This is a genomic window from Microcystis sp. M44BS1, assembly GCF_020244875.1.
Lineage (GTDB): Bacteria > Cyanobacteriota > Cyanobacteriia > Cyanobacteriales > Microcystaceae > Microcystis > Microcystis panniformis.
In genome coordinates this window covers 36,935-51,377 of sequence record NZ_JADBVM010000240.1, presented here as the reverse complement: position 1 = coordinate 51,377, position 14,443 = coordinate 36,935, and the positions used below count along the sequence as shown (strand labels likewise).

Sequence of the window (14,443 nt, the reverse complement as noted above, 5' to 3'; positions counted from 1 at the left end):
TGATAACTGATAACTGATAACTGATAACTGATAACTGATAACTGATAACTGATAACTGATCACTGATAACTGATAACTGATAACTGATAACTGACTTCTAACCCAATGTTGGACAAAGATAAGCAAAAATTATCTACTGACTCCAAAAACTTGAGAATATTTAAATTAACATTCCGCAATATTTATAAATTCTTAAGAATTAATTGAGAAAGATTTTTATTTAACAACGATGTTCCAATGGTTACAGCGATTTGATAGAATTTCATAATGGGTTATCTTGTGCTTTTTTGGGCAGCAACGGTTGAAACCCTTGCCACACCTAGAAGTTGATCCTAATTAAGACGGGTAAATGAGTCAATTTCACCCATAACGATGATCTTTTTTTTGTGTAGTTTTATTGCAAAAAAAAAGTTTTTTTGACAAAAAGCACAAAGTATGATAACAACCCAATGTATTTCTGGCTGCCAGCAGTTATTGTAGAGTGGGAGTTGGGGAGTATTTTCAGTGTTGCCAAAGGCACGGCGTAGCCGTCCAGTAAACAGTGAACTGAAAACTCGCATCTGATAACTGATAACTGATAACTGATAACTGACTTCTAACCCGACAAAAAACCTTTTTGGCAAACCCTAAGTTAAATAAGCGATAGTTACTCCCGAACCGCCCTCATTTTGGGGTGCTAATTGAAAGCGTTTTACCTGGGGATGACGGGATAGGAAATCGTGAACACCTTGACGCAATTTCCCCGTACCTTTACCGTGAATAATCCATAATATACCCGATGGGGTAGCCCTGACGATCGCCTGTTCGATATCCGTTTCTGACTCTGCCACCCTGGAACCGCGAATATCGACGGTATTATTAGCAGTACGAATTAAAGGGGTCTCCTGGGGTTTTGTGGGAGTTTGGGGCAAATTTTTGGCAGGTTTTGGCGCAGTTTCCACTTTTTGACCATCCAAAGACTCAATCTGGTCTAAGGGTAGGGTCATCTTCATCATCCCGAAACGCAGGGAAATCTCCTCTGATTCCGGTGAAATTGCTAAAACTTCGGCAGTTTGTCCCAAATTGGGCAAGCGTACCCTTTCCCCCACTTGCGGACGATAATTAACCTTAGTTTTTTCCGTTTTTGGTAATAACCTTTCTGCGATCGCAGTTAATTCCTCTGTGGCTTTTTGGGCATCTCTACCGGTTTTTGTTCCTGATTGCAATCGGCGAATAACGTCATTAATCTCTGCTTTTGCCGATAATAAAGCCTTTTGTATCTCCTGCTCCTGATAACGCTTTAATTCTCGCTCTCTCTCCTGTAGAGAATTAGCCCGTGTAGAAACTTCTGTATAAAATTTCTCCGTTTGTTGGAGTAATTGACTAGCCTCCTTAGCTTTTGACTCCTGTTCCCGTCTTTGCGCTTCCAAACCAGCAATTACTTGATTTATCTCCTCCGATAACCCCCCCAGATGATTTCTCGCTTCGGCCACAATTTCGGGACTTAATCCCAAACGCTGGGCAATAGTTAAAGCATTAGAACGCCCCGGAATGCCCCATAATAGTCGATAAGTGGGGGAAAGAGTGCGATCATCAAACTCTACCGAGGCATTTTCAAAGCGAGAATCTCGATACTTCAACGCTTTTAATTCCCCGTAGTGGGTGGTAGCCACCGTCAGTAAACTATGATCAGCGAGGTATTGTAAAATAGCGATCGCTAAAGGACTTCCCTCGGCCGGATCCGTACCTGCTCCCACCTCATCGAGTAAAACCAAAGAACGAGAATTTAACGCCGCTAAAATGCGGACAATCCGGCGAATGTGACCCGAAAAAGTCGATAAACTCTGTTGCAAAGACTGTTCATCTCCGATATCGGCTAAAACCTGATCGAACCAAGGTATCTCCACCGGTTCCCGCGCTGGAATAAACAGGCCCGCTTTCGCCATTAAAGCCGCTAATCCGAGGGTTTTTAAAGTAACGGTTTTTCCGCCGGTATTTGGTCCGGTGATGGCAACAACGCGAATTTCTGGGCTAATCTGCACATTTATCGGTACCACCTCCCCCCCCTGTTCGTGGTGTTTTTGCCACCAGAGCAAAGGATGACGCAAATTCCGTAAAGTAATCGTTTCCGAACCATCGATAAAGTGGGGGGGATTACCCTCTAACCATAAACTGTAACGGGCCCTAGCGGTGGCCAGATCGAGCCTAGTAGCGATCGCTAGTAAATATTCTAAGTCGTCAAAGGCTTCGGCGATTGTATTACTTAACTGCCGCAGGATTTTTTCTTCTTCGATTTGTTCCTGACGACGATATTGCCGCAGTTGATTGCCTTGGTCAACGATAGAGTGAGGTTCAATGTAAAAAGTCGCCCCTGTGCTGGAAGTATCGTGAATTATCCCTGGTATTTGCTCTTTTTGCGCTGCTTTGACGGGAATCACCCAGCGGTCGCTTCTTTGGGTAATCACCGCTTCTTGGATAGCACCGCCCTGTTTTTGCATGATATCCTGCAATTTGCGGTAAATTCGCTCTTTAATCACCTTCATTTGTCCCCGAATTTCCCGTAATTGGGGACTAGCGCGATCGGATATCCGGCCATCTTCATCGATACAACGGTGTATCTCCTGTTCTATCTCTGGATAGGTGCGAATTTCGGCTACTAACTCTTTTAAAACTGGTATATCTTCTTGTTCGTCAATTAAACGCCGTAAACGTCGCACTCCGGCCAAAGTCGTGGCAATATTTAAAAGTTCCTGTCCCGATAATAAACCCCCCAGATGCGCCCTTTCTAGGGCATCACCGATGTCGGTAATCCCATCAAAGGAAAGACGACTATCTAATTTTTGTTCTAAGCTATAAACTTCTTTGGTTTGGCAGAGTAGGTTTAAACTTTCCTCTTTGCTTTCTGGTAACGGCAATTGACGAATCGCGATCGCACCGAGTTTAGTCGCTGCAAAAGTAGCTAGGTGTTGACATAGCCGCGGCCATTCCAATAATTCTAGGGTTTCGTCTTGAATCAATTTTGTAGTTTTTTATAATACGCTTTGTATTTCTAGTCTAACCGGATTTGGTCTGATTTTTACAGGAGTGGGGTGTGGGGTGTGGGGTGTGGGGTGTGGGGAGATGGGGGGATTTCAACTAATACCCCAAAACCCTAACCCCCTAAAACCCTAACACCCAACCCCTAATCTGTATCTAAATTCCTTTCTGGAGAGAGAATTGCACCTGTTTAAATTCTTGTTTTAAACGTTGTTTGAGTTTGTCGGGGATGGGACGGGAACCGTAGGCGGTATAATAACCTGCCAGAGAGTTTAAGGCTGTTTGCATAGTAGTGAAAGAACGCAAACCCCCGGATTTTTTATCTCGTCGGTAGAGGGAGATGTAATCGTTGATTTGTTCCTTTGCTTGCGACTCAACTGCCGCTTTATTCGGGTCATCTTTGACTAAATCAAGGGCTGTGGTTAAAGTTTCAATCACTGTTAGGGTATCCTGTCCGTAATTGCCGGTTAACCCCGAACTACCAGAACAACCCATCAATCCGATGACCAGGACGAGAACCAAAGCTAATAAGCGAGAAATGTAAGGTTTTAGAGACATATTTTCAACACCATAAGTTAATCCCAAGTCACCTTATCCTATCAGGAAACCGTGACCAGTTCTTCATGGGAGTCAACTGGCTGCAAAAATCAGGGGTCAACTGGGGGGTAAATAGCCCAAATATAGGCTTTTTTGACGGCAAAAGCCCTATTTTTGCCTAAAAGTTGCCATGCCATCAACCCGGAGTGAGTTGATTCTGGACTAATTCGGGCCGCGATCAGGCACTGGTGGCGGTTTCAGGATCGATCGAGATTGGACTTTGCGATCGATTTATCTAGAAGATAAGTAGGTAGGTGTTAAAAGTTGTCAGACACCCCCCTTATCAAGGGGAGCAGGGGGGATCGGCACCCCCCTTATCAAGGGGGGACTAAGGGGGGATCAGAGGCAAAATCTATCTTCAATTTAATTATAACTACTTACTTAAAAATTCTTCTTTGCTTTCGTCCCATTTCGGAAGAAAGAAAGTTACATTTTGTAATCTTTAGACCGCTCAAGCTGAAACTAAGGTGAAATCGGCAGTTTGACGGTAAAGCTTGTTCCCTTATCCACTTGGCTATCTAGGGCGATTTCGCCGCGGTGGAGTTCGACGCATTTTTTAACCACTGCTAACCCCAATCCCGTGCCGATAATATTTTCCACATTCTGACCCCGATAAAAGGGTTCATAGATCTTACCTCTATCTTCCTCGGCAATGCCGATACCGTGGTCCCGGACTTGAAAAACAATGCGATCGCTATCTTTCCACAAAATCAAACTAATCCCTGCTCCTGTGGGGGAATATTTAATCGCATTTAAGAGTAAATTACTTAAAATCGAGTAGAGCAGTTTCTCATCTAGATAGGGACGAATCATCAATCCCTGACTGACAAATTTAATCGGTGTATTATTTTTATTGATAAATTGAAAATCTTCGACTAAATTTAAACAAAAAGCTTCAATATCGAGCGGCTCTAGTTGACAACTGAGATTGCCAGATTCTGCCCTAGTTAAAATCAAAATATCTGTTAAGAATTGATTCATTAGCTTGACAGAAGACTGGATTCTATATAGGTTTTTTCTGCTCGACTGATCTGCATCTTTTAAGCCATTTTCTAATAACTGCGAGGCAGAAAGAATCACGGTTAAAGGGGTTCGGAACTCATGGGATATCATGGAAAAAAGCTGAATTTTTAGATCAGAGATTTCTTTTTCTTGTAGTAATAATTGGTGAATCTTCTCACTGTTTTGTCGCCGTTTCTCTTGCCAAAAAACTAAAAAATAAACTCCGCAAATAATCCCAAAGCTAGTAAAAGTTCCCAGTAAACCCAACAGAGAATTTTCGCGGATACTATCCCTAGAACTAGCAATGCTACTTCTTAAATTCCTTTTCTGACTAGCTTGTAAATAGATAAGAAGATTTTGAAACTTATCCCGAATCTGGACACTTTTAACCGTGATTGCATCTTGAAAAAGATCATCGGATTGATCAGATTTATAGGTGGCGATCGATTGATTAAATAGAGCAATTCGCCGATACATTAAATCCCCGATCTGAGTCACCATTTCCCGCTCGAAATCTGTGCCGTTTTCTAATTGTTTAGCCAGGAGTTGCCAGTTAGATTGCATCAAAGCGATCGCCCGACGATGACGGCCCAATTCACTGGGGCTGCCAGTTTTGATATAACCCCGTCTTCCCGATTCGGCCACCGCCATGTTAGCGTAAAGATTACTGAGATTATCGATAATCTCGTAGGTAACTTCCACCTCGGCAGCGCGCTGACGCAGAGCGAGGGTATTGCGATAGGAAACTAGGCTAATAGTTCCCATCAATAAGACAGTTAGCCCGAAACCTCCCGCGATCCATTTTCCTTGTTTGAGCCAATTCATCAGGAGTTAACCGACGCTATTTCCAGCTTACTCTATGTCTAGACCATGCGAATTTTAGTAGTAGAAGATGATATGCAACTAGCCGAGATTTTGCGAGAGGCCTTGAGCGAGCGACAATACGTTGTTGATGTGGCTAGAGACGGAGAAGAAGGCTGGAATTGGCTAGAATTAGGCAAATATGATCTTTTAGTTCTCGATGTCACCCTGCCAAAATTAAGCGGAACTTTACTCTGTCAACGTCTGCGACGAGCGGAACCCCATCATCCCGTCTCTGCTAATGCCACCGTTCCCGTCCTATTATTAACCGCAAGGGATACGGTAATCGATAAAATCGACGGATTAGACGCAGGGGCCGATGATTATGTCACTAAACCCTTCGATTTGGGCGAATTAATGGCGCGGATTCGGGCCTTGATCCGACGTGGCAGCAGCACCAGCAGTGTTTTATTATCTTGGGGGGGGTTGCAGTTAAATGCAAGTACCCACGAGGCCAGTTATAACGGTCAACTTCTTTCCCTCACCCCCAAGGAATTCGCTCTCTTAGAATTACTTGTTACCCATGGGCGCCGGGTCTTAAGTCGATCGGGTATTATTGAGCGAGTTTGGTCTTTGGACGATTCTCCGGCCGAGGAAACCGTTACTTCCCATATTCGCGGTCTTCGTCACAAGCTAAAATCCCTCGGTGCGCCGGAAGACTTTATTGAAACCGTTCACGGTCTTGGTTATCGTTTAAAGTAATATCTGCCTTGGGACAGTAGACAAAATCATTTCTGCACGAAATCTGCACGAAGTTTGCAGAGGGTTTCCATAATCACCCGTTAAATTAGAGAGTTAGACAGGTGCGGGACTTCTAAGACAATCAGAGCGGTCAAACCTGTGACTCTCCTCTCCTAAACGGGGCTGCTTGACATGATTTACACGCGATTTGACTATCACGGTTGGCAGATTGAATTGATCCTAGAAATGCAGGGTTATTCTTTTCAATGTTGGCGAGTGGATGGCAGGGAAGGAATTAGCGATTGCCTAGTTTATGCCACCTCTGAACAAGCTTTAGCGGCTGCCCGACACCGGGCGGATCTAGAGTCCGCTTGTCTTGCCCTACTGCGATTTCTCAATGATATCGGCGGCCGGAATTATTATCTCACCCGCGATGATCGCGATGCTCTTAGCCAGTCAATTTTAGAATACGCCCGTCTGGGTGGTGTTTCCTAATTTCTTCCCCGGAAGTTTTCCCCTGATTGAGAATGATTCTCGCTCCGATTTATTTAGGGTTGGCTGAATATTTGGACTTCCCCGTTGACAAAAGGCAATAATACCATTTTTCTAAAGTAATAGCAGAGATGGTTAATTACCCTCACCCCCAACCCCTCTCCCAGAAAGGGAAAGGCGTGTAGGATGCCTGCCACAAATAAAGAAAAATGGGATGAGCAACTCACATAAAGTTCATTTTGTCAAGGATTGTTAAGAAGTGCTTACCCTGATTGACTTAGCTGTTCAAATAGTTTAGGATACAAAGATAAAGGCTGACCTAGCGATGTCTTTTAGTTGCGGAACTTAAGCACCTCATAAAGTTGTTCCTCCTGTCAACCCGCTATCTAATTCGGACTCCTTGTACAGCAAGTCTTTTATGGGTTTTCTGCACCACTGGGGATATTTATGACAGCTTCAGAAATCGCACGATTAATTATACGCATTGAAGAAACCGTTAATCCAGATAGTGAATATTACGGCAAGCTTGTCAAATGGTGGGAACAAGAGAAGGAACTTTGGCATTACGGAATTGGCTTATCAAATACACACTTCTTTAACATAGGAACGATAGAAGCTAAGGAACTGCAAATACTAAAACGACATGATATTATCGAACATCATATTATCGAACATCGCAATCTTGATATCAGAGGAGTTCCTGGGATTTATTCGCCCTTCGAAAGTGATGAGATTATTGAACGACTAAAGTATTCCTTAAGATGGTTGAATGATTTGCCAGAAAATTCATCGAAAAAAAAAATAAATGGCAAAGCTCTGGCTTTTCTGATATTCACTGATGACGAAGCTGGAACAGACAAAGATAGTGAACCAATTGATATAGATTTTGCCAGCTATCTGAAGCAGCAATCACCGCAACTTAAACATAATAAAATTAGAGATTTCTTCGAGAAAGGAAAAAATTGGGTATATATATTCTTGGTTATATTTGGGTTTTTGATAGTCGTTGCTATTGCTCTAATCGGTGAATTTGGAAGTGATAAACCCTGGATAAAAGGGCTGCTTTCAGTGCTGTTATTATCACTTAGTATATTCCTTGTAATCATCATATCAAACTGGATATCAAATTTTAAATGGTCTGGCTTCCAGAAAAAAAGTTTTTGGGATTGGTTACAATTATTGATTGTCCCTTTGATGTTAGCTTTTGGTGCTTTCTATTTAAATTATGCTTCTGAAACTAGAGACAAGCAAATAGCTAAAGAGGGAAAACAGCAAGAACTTTTAAAAGATTATTTCTCCAAGATGCAAACTTTAATTCTCGCAGAAAAAACGTTGCCAAAATCTAATAATAAGCCAACTGCCTCTCCATCGCTGGATCAAAATCAACCTAAATTGTCACCAGAGTCTCAAGCTATTGCCCGAGCTTTAACACTAGCTGTTTTAGATGAATTAGATGGCCCAAGAAAAGGGAAAGTTATCACTTATCTGGCTGAATCAAACTTGATAAACAAACCCAACCCAGAAATTAAATTAGATCGCGCTAATTTACAAGATATAGTATTACAAGATGTCGATATGAATGGAGTAAAAATTTACAAAGCCGATATGACAAGAGCTAATCTGACTGATGTAAAATTAACAAATGCAGACTTGACATTATCCATTTTTAGCTCGGCTACTCTACAAAGGGTAGATTTTTCAGGTGCTACTTTGAATTTGTCAAATTTCTACAATACTAAGCTTAAAAATATAAAAATTAGTACATCATCAAAATTCCAGAATGTTTGTTACAGTCAGGGAACTAAAAGAACTAAATTTGAAAATACAGAAGATGATAAAAATCAAATCACTTGGTTAAAATTAACCGATTTTAAAAACACTAACACTAATTCTAGGATTACCAAAACCGATAGATGGTGTAACCCAACTGAGCAATATCTAGGCAATTCTAAATAAACATTTAAAACTTGCAGCTAGAGATTTATAGCAGTTCTCACCCCTGTGTGGCACAGTTAAACCTTTGCTGATTAAGCTTTTCAACATCAATAATGTACCTCTCGCAAACAGGAAACGCTATATATGAAATATTACTACCGTTTAATTTTAACTATTTTAATGTTAAGTGTATGTCTTGCTCCCTTGGCATCTTCTCAAGATCAACCAGATTCAGCTTTTTCCTATGGAGTAGTTTATAGTTCAGAGCGGGACATTAAAAAAGCAAAAAATGAAACAGACCAACTTCCTCAAAGATTCCCACAATATCAAAAAGAAAATTATTTATTTAAGCGGAGAAACTGGTATGCAAGCGTTGTTTTATTTAAATCTAAAACTGATGCTGATGAATCAAGAAATATAATTGATAGTGAATATTCTCGAGGCTCTTTTGTCGTTAATCTTCAAGAGTGGTGTCGTCCCGACTGGAGGAAAAATAGAGCAGTTAAACTGGGTGTAAGTTATTATGACTGTAAGAGAGGAGAAATAATGGATGGCGGCCTAGGAGCCATTATAATTGATGCTCAATTAGATAGCTCCCAAAAGGCTCAAGATAAGATAGAAATACTCAAAGATAAGTTTAAAAAATTACAGCACAACTTAGCAATTTTTAAGAATGGAAAGTATTTCTATCCAGCCGTGATTAATTACAAGAATACGCAAGAGGCTAATCAGCAAATACCGCAAGTACCGCAAGAGATGAAGAATAAAGCTAAGGCAGTCAATATTAATCAGTGGTGTCCTCGTCGAGAGTTAAAACCAGTGGAAGACCCGAAAATTTACGATTACATAGAATGTAAGTGAGTGAATTACTGAATATTAACTTCGAGATATTGAGGTCGATAAGTACGAACGTAATTCAACACCTGGTCGAGATCCGCTCGGTTGGTCAGGGCGATACATCCTGATGTCCCGTCTTCGCCATTGGGTTTTTCAAAGGACGGATCGTAGTGAATGCCCAAAGCTGAACGATGAGTCCGAAACAAAGGCTGTATGGGGAGGAAACGATCTCCTGCTTCTGGAATTGTTCCTGGAACAGGCTCTCTGGCTACCCGATATTTCCCGTCTGGCAAGGGTGCTTCTGTCCCGGCTTGATGGCGATTATAATTCTGAGTATGCGCCCGTCCGGCGACGGTCATGTAAGCGGCGATTAACTGCCCGTTACCGTAAAGGCTGAGTTGGTAAAGTGGATTGCCTAGCTTATTGGTCAATCCTGTGGGGGTTAGTGTCATGTAATTGTCCGGCGTAGTTGAGGCCGTTTCAGGACTACAGACAACGAAAGCGAGACACAGGAGAAAAAGCAGCGCTAATTGCTTAAGCGGATTTGGGCCGCGACAACGATTCTTGAAAAATTCCGCCATATCGTTTAAAACTTTTAGCATATAATGATTTTATTTTCAGGCCACTTTCGGTAATAGAATCGTGACAGTGATTCCATTACAGGAGATACTAGCAATTTCGATCGAGCCTCCGTGTAGTTCCACGCATTTCTGCGCTACCACCAAACCCAACCCTTTCCCAGGGAGGTGACGGACATTTTTATATAACTGTTTTTGATCTTCTCTGCTTGGAGAAATTGCGATAAAATTAACGAGCATAACGATCAATAAAAAAATTTTATGGTTGTGACTGTTAATAATTCCCTGACACTAAGGGAATTTCTACAATTACCAGAAACTAAACCCGCCAAGGAATTTATTGACGGTCAAATTATTCCTAAACCCATGCCCCAAGGTAAACGTAGCACTATTCAAGGTGATTTAGTTCCAGCGATTAACGCTAGTCTAAAACCCCAACGAATTGCCCGTGCCTATCCCGAATTGCGTTGTACTTTTGGCAGTCGTTCTCTAGTTCCTGATGTTTCAGTTTTTCTCTGGGAAAATATTCCCCGCGATGGCGAGGGAAAAGTATTAAATAATTTTGCGATCGCTCCTGACTGGTTAATTGAAATTCTCTCTCCAGATCAAAATCAGACTAAAGTTGTTAAAAATATTCTTTATTGTCTAGATCACGGCACTCAAATGGGTTGGTTAATCGATCCAGAAGAAGAAATTATCTTTGTTTATTTTAGTGATCGAACTATCGCTATTTTTGAATCAGAAAATGCTCTTTTACCCGTCCCCGCTTTTGCTACGAATTTTCAAATCACCCTCGGTCAATTATTTGACTGGTTAAGAGGTTAACTGATAACTGATAACTGATTACTGTTTAGGTGACACTTTGAAACAATTGGGGCCAATCGAGATTGGGTGCGTCTGAGGGGGCAACAATTTCGAGAATTTTATTGTTAGCGGCGGGATAAAATAAGGATTCTACGCAAACCGAGGCCACTTTTGTGCGGGGAATATTGCCCTCAGAAAGGGTATCTGCGGATGACATTTTAATTGCATTAAGATTATCATCGTTTTTAAGGCCGCCGGGGCGCACAATCGTGTAGGTTAAGCCACTATTGATTAAATAGTCCTCCGCTTGTTTTTTCCAGAATAAAATTAACCAAAAGAGATTGAGGGGATGGAAAAAGTTAGATACACAGAGGGAAGTAACGAGAACAAAATGCTCGATTCCTTTCTTTTTTGCGGCATCGATGAGATTTTTAGTTCCCAAGTAGTCCACTAACAAAGGTTCCGTGGGATTAAAACTCGGTCTGGCTCCCGTGGCGCATAGCAAAACGCTACAATCAGCGATGAGTGCCTCTAACTTATCGGCCTGTTGCACATCTCCGACGACGATTTCTACCCCTGCGGGCAAAATTTCCGCCGCTTTCTCTGGGTTTCTCACCAAAGCGCGGACGGGAATCTGACGTTCGACTAATTGGGCAACAATTCGCCGTCCCGTTTCCCCCGTGGCTCCTGCTACAAATGCTTTCATCGCTTCTTGACCTAATAGTTTTTAACAATACGTTACACTAATCTCGATTCTACAAATTTCCCTGATCCTTTGGCGGTTAATCCCCAAATGTTTCTAGTACTATCATTTGCCAGGTTTATAAGTCATGCAGCGTCCCCTCATTAACTCCCTAGCTCGCGAATCTGTAGAAGTCAAAGAAGACAATCAATTTCTCGGTTTTCAAACCCGTTTTGCCGGAGCCATGGATATGTATAGCAATCAGGACAAGGTTGCCGATTATCTGGGCGCTCACGAAGGTTGGTTTTGTCGTTGTGCCGAACCGATGAAAACTCTGCCCTTCGGTGAGAATGGTTATATTATCACCATCGGTAAATATGGAGCTTTTGGCTATGAACTGGAGCCGAAAATCGCTGTGGTTCTGGAACTTCCCGTCAATGGAGTCTATCATACTCGCAGTGTCCCCATTCCCGATCAACCGTTTTTGGGCTATCTAGTGGATTATCAGGCAATTATGAAACTAGAGGAAATGCCGCTATCTTCTCCTAGTCGGGAAATTGAGGCAATTTTTCGGCAACAGGGACGGGATATTCCGGCGGTTATCACCCAAGTCACCTGGGAACTGCGTATGGATGTTATGGTTAAGTTTCCCAAGTTTATTTATAAGATTCCCCGTCCCATTCTCCAAAAAACCGGTGATAAACTGTTGACGCAAATTGTTCGCCAAGTTTCCCCCCGCTTAACCTACAAAGTTCAAGAGGATTTTCACTCTAGCTTCAATTTACCCCTACCCCCTGCCTCCAGTCGTCTTTTCTATCGTCTCGACTCCTGCGAGGGTGGGTTACTTGCCTAGGGTTTGGGGGGTCTGTCAACAGTAAGCAGTAGAGCTTGCTGATGGGAAAGCAAGGAAAAATAAAGATTTGCTAACGGTGCTGGTCAGTCTAAGCTAGAATTATTAAGAAATGTTTACCCGTAAAAATAAACCTAAGACTACTTCAATATTTTATGTCTCTGCCTATCCGTAACGTTGCTATCATTGCTCACGTTGACCACGGGAAAACCACCCTCGTCGATGCACTCCTCAAACAGTCGGGGATCTTTCGAGAAGGGGAAGATGTACCCACCTGCGTCATGGATTCCAATGACCTCGAAAGAGAACGCGGTATCACCATTCTGGCCAAAAACACCGCCGTTCGTTACCAAGACACCCTGATTAACATCGTCGATACTCCCGGTCACGCCGACTTTGGTGGCGAAGTGGAACGGGTTTTAGGTATGGTGGACGGTTGTATCCTGATTGTCGATGCTAACGAGGGGCCGATGCCCCAAACCCGTTTTGTGCTGAAAAAAGCCCTAGAAAAGGGATTAAGACCGATTGTCGTGGTCAATAAAATCGATCGCCCTAACGTGGATCCTAACCTAGCCGTGGACAAAGTTTTCGATCTGTTTGTGGAACTGGGTGCCGATGACGACCAATGTGATTTTACTACTCTGTTCGCTTCCGGGATGCAAGGATTCGCCAAAGAAAGCCTCGAAGACGAAGACAAAGATATGCAGCCCCTGTTTGAGGCGATTTTACACCACGTTCCACCACCGGCCGGGGACATTAACAAACCCCTACAGTTGCAAGTAACCACCCTCGATTACTCGGAATACTTAGGACGCATCGTTATCGGCCGCATCCATAACGGCGTAATTAAAGCCGGTCAACAGGCTGCTTTAGTAAAGGATACGGGCGCAATTGTCAAGGGTAAAATAACAAAACTTCTTGGTTTTGAAGGCCTCAAACGGGTGGAACTAAACGAGTCCAGCGCTGGTAATATCGTCGCTGTGGCTGGTTTTGCCGACGCTAACATCGGGGAAACGGTAACTTTAGCCGATGACCCGCAAGCTTTACCCCTAATTAAAGTCGATGAACCGACCCTACAAATGACCTTCTCGGTTAACGATTCTCCCTTTGCCGGTCAGGAAGGCACTTTTGTCACCTCGCGGCAAATTCGCGATCGTCTGATGCGAGAATTAGAAACTAACGTCGCTCTGCGGGTGGAAGAAAGTGATTCTGCCGAGAAATTCCTAGTTTCGGGACGGGGAGAACTGCATTTAGGCATTCTCATCGAAACCATGCGTCGGGAAGGCTACGAATTCCAAGTATCGCAGCCGCAGGTTATCTATCGGGAAATAAACGGTCAACCCTGCGAACCCTACGAATACCTCGTTTTAGATGTACCCGAAGAAGCGGTAGGTTCCAGTATCGAACGTCTCGGCCAACGGAAAGGGGAAATGCAGGATATGCAGACGGGCAGCAATGGCCGTACTCAATTGGAATTCGTGATTCCGGCCCGGGGTTTAATCGGTTTCCGGGGGGAATTTATCCGTCTGAGTCGCGGTGAGGGGATTATGAACCATAGTTTTCTCGAATATCGTCCTTTTTCCGGGGAATTAGCCACCCGTTACAATGGCGTGATTACTGCCTTTGAGGAAGGAGTGGCCACTTTCTACTCCCTCAAAAACGCCGAGGACCGGGGGGTATTCTTTATTACTCCGGGGACAAAAGTGTATAAAAACATGATTATCGGCGAAAGTAACCGGCCCCAAGACGTGGAGATCAATATCTGTAAAACTAAACAGTTAACTAACCATCGTTCCGCCACCGGGGATGAATTGGTTCAGTTACAATCCCCCGTGGATATGAGTCTCGAACGCGCCCTCGAATACATTGGACCAGATGAGTTGGTAGAAATTACCCCGAAATCGATCCGTCTGCGTAAATTACCGGTGAAAAAGTTAGCCAAACGTTAATCGGTTTTGACAAAATCTGGCGGCAATTTGGCCATGGCAATTGCCGCTAAAAGGGGCCGCAACGACTGGAAGATGATCGGTAATTGGTTAAGATTGAGATCTAACAAAGAAATCCACTCAGATTTTCAACAAAACTGAGATGATAGAAAAAAGTGCCTTG

At 43.0% G+C, this 14,443-nt stretch carries 13 protein-coding genes; 7 read left to right on the top strand and 6 right to left on the bottom strand.

Annotation, left to right across the window (positions count from 1 at the left end; all coding sequences use genetic code 11):
- Positions 1 to 626 precede the first annotated feature (626 nt).
- The 3 genes from IM515_RS18985 to IM515_RS18975 all read right to left on the bottom strand — a co-directional run bounded on the left by IM515_RS18985 (position 627) and on the right by IM515_RS18975 (position 5,439).
- Positions 627 to 2,996 carry an endonuclease MutS2 gene (locus IM515_RS18985; protein WP_287629093.1) on the bottom strand — a complete coding sequence of 790 codons (2,370 nt, stop codon included), beginning with the start codon at positions 2,994 to 2,996 and terminating at the stop codon, positions 627 to 629.
- Between the two features lie 175 nt (positions 2,997 to 3,171).
- Complete coding sequence (psb27, locus tag IM515_RS18980; protein WP_002732185.1) at positions 3,172 to 3,573, bottom strand: photosystem II protein Psb27; 402 nt, start codon at positions 3,571 to 3,573, stop codon at positions 3,172 to 3,174.
- Positions 3,574 to 4,074: 501 nt separating this feature from the next.
- Positions 4,075 to 5,439, bottom strand: a complete 1,365-nt coding sequence (locus IM515_RS18975) for a sensor histidine kinase (RefSeq protein ID WP_287629095.1) — start codon at positions 5,437 to 5,439, stop codon at positions 4,075 to 4,077.
- Between the two features lie 45 nt (positions 5,440 to 5,484).
- Here IM515_RS18975 and IM515_RS18970 point away from each other — a divergent pair, with 45 nt between their 5' ends.
- From IM515_RS18970 to IM515_RS18955, 4 genes are all read left to right on the top strand, one after another.
- Positions 5,485 to 6,177 carry a response regulator transcription factor gene (locus IM515_RS18970; RefSeq protein WP_193959561.1) on the top strand — a complete coding sequence of 231 codons (693 nt, stop codon included), beginning with the start codon at positions 5,485 to 5,487 and terminating at the stop codon, positions 6,175 to 6,177.
- 171 nt (positions 6,178 to 6,348) lie between these two features.
- Positions 6,349 to 6,651, top strand: coding sequence for a hypothetical protein (locus IM515_RS18965; RefSeq protein ID WP_002758478.1), 303 nt, complete (start codon positions 6,349 to 6,351; stop codon positions 6,649 to 6,651).
- A gap of 444 nt (positions 6,652 to 7,095) precedes the next feature.
- A complete protein-coding gene (locus IM515_RS18960) occupies positions 7,096 to 8,604 on the top strand; it encodes a pentapeptide repeat-containing protein (RefSeq protein ID WP_287629096.1) in 1,509 nt (502 codons plus the stop codon).
- 123 nt (positions 8,605 to 8,727) lie between these two features.
- Positions 8,728 to 9,444 carry a hypothetical protein gene (locus IM515_RS18955; RefSeq protein WP_287629097.1) on the top strand — a complete coding sequence of 239 codons (717 nt, stop codon included), beginning with the start codon at positions 8,728 to 8,730 and terminating at the stop codon, positions 9,442 to 9,444.
- A 5-nt stretch (positions 9,445 to 9,449) separates the two neighbouring features.
- On the opposite strand, the gene IM515_RS18950 is transcribed toward IM515_RS18955, so the two are convergent.
- Together IM515_RS18950 and IM515_RS18945 are read right to left on the bottom strand one after the other, a co-directional pair.
- Entirely contained in the window at positions 9,450 to 10,022 is a 573-nt protein-coding gene (locus IM515_RS18950) for a L,D-transpeptidase (protein WP_287629098.1), read from the bottom strand.
- A 15-nt stretch (positions 10,023 to 10,037) separates the two neighbouring features.
- On the bottom strand, positions 10,038 to 10,238 hold the full coding sequence (locus IM515_RS18945) for an ATP-binding protein (protein WP_287629099.1): 201 nt from the start codon (positions 10,236 to 10,238) through the stop codon (positions 10,038 to 10,040).
- Between the two features lie 21 nt (positions 10,239 to 10,259).
- Between IM515_RS18945 and IM515_RS18940 the strand changes: the two genes are divergently transcribed.
- Entirely contained in the window at positions 10,260 to 10,823 is a 564-nt protein-coding gene (locus tag IM515_RS18940; RefSeq protein WP_287629100.1) for a Uma2 family endonuclease, read from the top strand.
- A gap of 25 nt (positions 10,824 to 10,848) precedes the next feature.
- Here the strand turns inward: IM515_RS18940 and IM515_RS18935 are convergent, their stop codons facing one another.
- On the bottom strand, positions 10,849 to 11,508 hold the full coding sequence (locus IM515_RS18935; RefSeq protein WP_287629102.1) for an SDR family oxidoreductase: 660 nt from the start codon (positions 11,506 to 11,508) through the stop codon (positions 10,849 to 10,851).
- Positions 11,509 to 11,632: 124 nt separating this feature from the next.
- Here IM515_RS18935 and IM515_RS18930 point away from each other — a divergent pair, with 124 nt between their 5' ends.
- Together IM515_RS18930 and typA are read left to right on the top strand one after the other, a co-directional pair.
- On the top strand, positions 11,633 to 12,337 hold the full coding sequence (locus tag IM515_RS18930; RefSeq protein ID WP_012265516.1) for a DUF1997 domain-containing protein: 705 nt from the start codon (positions 11,633 to 11,635) through the stop codon (positions 12,335 to 12,337).
- Between the two features lie 152 nt (positions 12,338 to 12,489).
- A complete protein-coding gene (gene typA / locus IM515_RS18925) occupies positions 12,490 to 14,283 on the top strand; it encodes a translational GTPase TypA (protein ID WP_130758283.1) in 1,794 nt (597 codons plus the stop codon).
- Positions 14,284 to 14,443 lie beyond the last annotated feature (160 nt).

Coding starts and splice junctions, on each gene's coding strand:
- psb27 (WP_002732185.1), bottom strand. CDS start 3,573: ATGTCTCTAAAACCTTACATTTCTCGCTTATTAGCTTTGGTTCTCGTC.
- IM515_RS18975 (WP_287629095.1), bottom strand. CDS start 5,439: ATGAATTGGCTCAAACAAGGAAAATGGATCGCGGGAGGTTTCGGGCTA.
- IM515_RS18970 (WP_193959561.1), top strand. CDS start 5,485: ATGCGAATTTTAGTAGTAGAAGATGATATGCAACTAGCCGAGATTTTG.
- IM515_RS18965 (WP_002758478.1), top strand. CDS start 6,349: ATGATTTACACGCGATTTGACTATCACGGTTGGCAGATTGAATTGATC.
- IM515_RS18960 (WP_287629096.1), top strand. CDS start 7,096: ATGACAGCTTCAGAAATCGCACGATTAATTATACGCATTGAAGAAACC.
- IM515_RS18955 (WP_287629097.1), top strand. CDS start 8,728: ATGAAATATTACTACCGTTTAATTTTAACTATTTTAATGTTAAGTGTA.
- IM515_RS18950 (WP_287629098.1), bottom strand. CDS start 10,022: ATGCTAAAAGTTTTAAACGATATGGCGGAATTTTTCAAGAATCGTTGT.
- IM515_RS18945 (WP_287629099.1), bottom strand. CDS start 10,238: ATGCTCGTTAATTTTATCGCAATTTCTCCAAGCAGAGAAGATCAAAAA.
- IM515_RS18940 (WP_287629100.1), top strand. CDS start 10,260: ATGGTTGTGACTGTTAATAATTCCCTGACACTAAGGGAATTTCTACAA.
- IM515_RS18935 (WP_287629102.1), bottom strand. CDS start 11,508: ATGAAAGCATTTGTAGCAGGAGCCACGGGGGAAACGGGACGGCGAATT.
- IM515_RS18930 (WP_012265516.1), top strand. CDS start 11,633: ATGCAGCGTCCCCTCATTAACTCCCTAGCTCGCGAATCTGTAGAAGTC.
- typA (WP_130758283.1), top strand. CDS start 12,490: ATGTCTCTGCCTATCCGTAACGTTGCTATCATTGCTCACGTTGACCAC.